This is a genomic window from Aneurinibacillus sp. UBA3580, from assembly GCF_002375825.1.
In the GTDB taxonomy this organism is placed as follows: domain Bacteria; phylum Bacillota; class Bacilli; order Aneurinibacillales; family Aneurinibacillaceae; genus Aneurinibacillus; species Aneurinibacillus danicus.
Window position 1 is genome coordinate 39,774 of sequence record NZ_DFMZ01000046.1, and the last position, 4,354, is coordinate 44,127.

Genomic DNA, 4,354 nt, shown 5'->3' on the forward strand with positions numbered 1-4,354 from the left:
CATGTCGGGGTTGCGGCTGAAACGCCATGGTGGTTTTCTGTGAAAATCGTGTTTTATTTCTAGCGGGTAGAAACGGGTTCCGGATTCTTGCGCGGCAGCCAGAAGCCTACTACAAGCGAGACAGCAGCCAGCACACACAATACGAGAAATACACTGTGCAAAGCATAGGCCAGCCCTTCCCGCATAGACGCCAGAAGCTGTGCCGGCAATTGCTGTGCCACTTCTGGATTCAACAGTTGGTTCATATCTGTTCCCGCCTTCATTCCATGTTCTTGTATATACCGGCCAAGCGCCGCATTAAACAATGTTCCGAATACCGCAATACCGAACGTCTGACCGAGCGTACGGACGAACGAGTTGGATGCCGTCGCCGCCCCGCGCAGATTCCAGTCCACTGAAGATTGCACGGTTACTGTAAATACCGTCACCGATAGACCAAAGCCAAGCCCGGCAATGAACATAATCGCAATAAGAGCGAACTGGGACGTATTCATACCGATAAAAGCCAGCCAAAGCGAAGCCAGGATAAGAAGCATAAGACCCATCAGCGCTGTATTGCGCGTACTGAGACGAACCATCAACCATCCGCTTAGAATAGCGCCAAGCGGCCATCCGATGGACATGGGCGTAAGAGCCAGTCCTGAACTTGTCGCTCCCTGTCCGTATACTCCTTGAATCCACATCGGCAAATAAGCATTAATTGCGATTAATACGGCGCTAATCACAAATGAAATCAAGTTGGAAACGGAGATGGCCCGAATGGTAAACAGTTGCAGCGGAAGCATCGGTTCCGGAGACTTGATTTCAATTAAGATGAAGATAGCCAAAAATACCCCGGCAACCGCAAACAATCCGAAAATGGGCGCAGAACTCCAGGCATATTCCTGTCCTCCAGTCAGAAACCCATACAGCAGCGCAGTCATACCGATCGTGAACGTTATCGCACCCGCGTAATCGATATGCCGCTTCTTTTTCTCAAATGATTCATCCAGATATATCCATAGCATGACGACCGCAATGATGCCGAACGGGACGTTAATAAAGAAAATCCAGTGCCAGGAAATAACGTCAACGAAAAAACCGCCGACTAACGGTCCAACAATGCCTGAGATGCCCCACACGGAACTAAACCATCCCTGGATTTTGGCCCTCTCTTCAAAGGAATAAATATCACCAATAATCGTAAATGTCACCGGTAGAACGGCACCGGCGCCGATCCCTTGAATGGCCCGGTAAAAGATTAACTGCTCCATCGATTGTGCCAGACCGCATAGCGCCGACCCCAGAAGGAAAACGACGGTACCGAATGTAAAAATAATTTTACGCCCAAACAAGTCTGCAAGTTTGCCATAAATCGGTGTCGTTACGGACATCGTCAGCAAGTAGACGGCAAACACCCAGCTAATCAGCGTCAGACCTCCCAGGTCGCTGACGATGCGAGGCATAGCCGTACTAACGATGGTGACTTCAATTGCCGCCAGGAACGTAGCGACCAGCATGGCGATCGTCACGTTTCTTCTATTTGTCTTCATACGCATTCTCCCTCTCTCTACAGTCCGCTTACCCACCGCGGACAAGCATCCTTATGCTGGTAGCGTATAAAAATTCCGGCGTAAAAGTCAATCTTCCGGTCTGCGTTATATGTGCGCGGATTCTGGATAAAAACCCCGCTGTGTTCGCAGCGGGGAGCATCTTTTTATAAACCTAACTCATCAAACGTCGCCATCTGATTCAGCATGGCAATGGAGGCTTCCAGCATCGGAAACAGAAGAACCGCTCCAGATCCTTCGCCAAGGCGCATACGCAGATGCAGAGCCGGCGTCAGCTCCAGATACGTTAGAGCCGCCTCATGGGCCGGTTCCTCGGATAGATGCGACGCGAACATGAAGGGCAGTACGTCCGGGCATATCTCATATGCAACTAATGCTGCCGCACTCGCAATGACTCCGTCTATAATAACGGCCATACCGTGGGCAGCGGAACCGAGCGTCACACCGACAAGCCCTGCAATTTCCAATCCGCCTATACGGGCCAGTACATCAATCGGAGTAAGCTCCGAACGCCAGTGTTTGTCTATTCCGTTCACGGCCAAGGCCTGTTCGATAATTGCAGCTTTCGCCTTCCGTTTATCTTCATCAATGCCGGTCCCTTTTCCGGTCAACTCGTCTACAGGGCGTCCGGTAATAGCAGCCGTCAGTGCGGCGCTCGGCGTTGTATTGCCGATTCCCATATCGCCCAGAGCAATAGCTTTGCATCCTTGCGCAGCCAATTCCATTGCAATCGCAATACCTACTTCGACTGCACGCACGGCTTCATCCGGAGTCATTGCCGAACCCTGTGCCATATTTTTTGTGCCGGATTTTACTTTTTCGTTTCGTACCCCTGGAGGCGTCTCCGCCTTGCTCCCGATATCGACAACGACAACCTCCGCTCCCATCTGGCGTGCAAACACGTTAATCGCGGCTCCGCCGCGTGTAAAATTGCCCATCATTAACCCTGTTACTTCCGAAGGAAACGCGCTGACGCCTTCCTCTACCACGCCATGATCGCCGCACATCACTATCACCGCTTTTCTATCCAGCGACGGTCCCTCCGTCCGCTGAATTCCGGACAGGCGAACAACCATCTCTTCCAAAACGCCAAGACTTCCCGGCGGCTTGGTCAGGTTATCCACCCGCTTTTGAACCGCTCCCATGATTTCCTCATCCGGCCTGGCGATACGACTTATAGTATCTGCAAGCAATGCGCCGATTGTTTGTTCCATCGTTTTATCCCCCGCTTTTCTCCTGAAATCTAGAGAATGGACAAGGACGCAAAGGTGACAGGTGTTTATGTACGGAAAAAAGCCCAGGTCAAAGAGACCTGGACTTGCCACATCCGGTTCTATGCTACCTATCCTCGAGTAATCCGCTGCAATAGGCAGGTCTCCTGGCTCCCGGATCAAGGCCATATGTCGACAGCCTTCCCAAACGCATGCGCTCAGTGACTGCCGACGGCTCCCCGGCTACAGTGGCGGGCCCGCGTGTTTTCTTCCCTATTCTCCCCTGAAAGGGGCACCTATTGCGTCCTATACACATTTATAAACAGCATACACCGCTTCGCTTACTTTTTCAATACTTGATAAATTCGTTCAATCGCCCAGTCCAAATCTTCTTTGGAAATAATAAGCGGCGGCGCAAAACGAATTGTCGTTTCATGTGTTTCTTTGCACAGCAAACCAAGCTCTTTCAGCGCCTCGCAATACGGACGCGCTTTTCCTGTCAGCTCAACACCGATGAACAGGCCGCGGCCGCGTACTTCTTTGATAACCGGGTTATCGATTTGCTGCAACTTCTGCTTGAAATATTCACCCAGCGTAAGTGAACGCTGCACCAGTTGTTCTTCCTCCAGCACTTCGAGTGCCGCGATGGCAACCGCGCAGCCCAGCGGGTTTCCGCCGAATGTGGAGCCGTGGGAACCCGGTTCGAATACGCCCAGAATTTCTTTGTCTGCGGCAACTGCGGAGATTGGGAACACGCCGCCGCCCAGTGCTTTACCCATAATATACATATCTGGTTTTACGTTCTCCCAATCGGATGCAAAAAGTTTACCTGTACGGCCAAAACCGGTTTGAATTTCATCTGCAATGAACAGTACGTTATTTTCTTTGCACAGCTCAAACGCTTGCTTTAAGAAGCCTTCCGGCGGCATCACAATACCTGCTTCTCCCTGGATCGGCTCGGTCATAAATGCGGCCGTGTTCGGTGTAATCGCCTGTTTCAGCGCCTCGATATCACCATACGGGATAATTTTAAAGCCTGGTGTAAACGGACCGAATCCGCGCTTGTACGCCTCATCCGAAGAAAAGGATGTAATCGTTGTTGTACGGCCATGGAAATTGCCTTCACTGACGATGATTTCCGCCTGATTCTCCGGCACTTTCTTTACGTCATACGCCCAGCGGCGCACGGCCTTAATGGCCGTTTCTACCGCTTCTGCACCGGTATTCATCGGCAGGATCATGTCCTTGCCCGTCAGCATGGACAACTTTTCATAGAACTCGCCCAACCTGTCGTTATGGAACGCACGGGATGTTAAGGTTACCCGATCAGCTTGATCTTTTAATGCCTGAATAATTTTCGGATGGCGATGGCCCTGGTTAAGCGCGGAATACGCACTTAGCATATCCATATATCTGTTACCCTCCGGATCTTCTACCCATACACCTTCCGCTTTGGAGATAACAATCGGCAGCGGATGGTAGTTCCGCGCCCCGAATTTTTCCGTTTTCTCAATGATGTTTTGCGTCTTTGTTGTTGAAGTCGAGCCCGTCATAGTGATTCCCCTCTCTATTACAAGATCTCCGATGTCAATT

3 protein-coding genes and 1 riboswitch are annotated in these 4,354 nt (G+C 51.0%); all 3 genes read right to left on the minus strand.

Features of this window, described 5'->3' with window-relative positions:
- Positions 1-59: 59 nt before the first annotated feature.
- On the minus strand, positions 60-1,532 hold the full coding sequence (locus tag B2899_RS07395) for an MDR family MFS transporter (RefSeq protein WP_286884741.1): 1,473 nt from the start codon (positions 1,530-1,532) through the stop codon (positions 60-62).
- Between the two features lie 164 nt (positions 1,533-1,696).
- Positions 1,697-2,764 (minus strand): nicotinate-nucleotide--dimethylbenzimidazole phosphoribosyltransferase, encoded by a 1,068-nt coding sequence (cobT, locus tag B2899_RS07400; protein WP_146808702.1) that lies wholly within the window; start codon positions 2,762-2,764, stop codon positions 1,697-1,699.
- A 137-nt stretch (positions 2,765-2,901) separates the two neighbouring features.
- Positions 2,902-3,076, minus strand: a riboswitch (cobalamin riboswitch).
- A gap of 26 nt (positions 3,077-3,102) precedes the next feature.
- Complete coding sequence (locus B2899_RS07405; RefSeq protein WP_286884744.1) at positions 3,103-4,314, minus strand: ornithine--oxo-acid transaminase; 1,212 nt, start codon at positions 4,312-4,314, stop codon at positions 3,103-3,105.
- Positions 4,315-4,354: the final 40 nt, after the last annotated feature.

What these genes read in the sequence shown, in the direction of transcription:
- B2899_RS07405 (WP_286884744.1), bottom strand. Translation starts at nt 4,314, where the DNA reads ATGACGGGCTCGACTTCAACAACAAAGACGCAAAACATCATTGAGAAA.
- cobT (WP_146808702.1), bottom strand. Translation starts at nt 2,764, where the DNA reads ATGGAACAAACAATCGGCGCATTGCTTGCAGATACTATAAGTCGTATC.
- B2899_RS07395 (WP_286884741.1), bottom strand. Translation starts at nt 1,532, where the DNA reads ATGAAGACAAATAGAAGAAACGTGACGATCGCCATGCTGGTCGCTACG.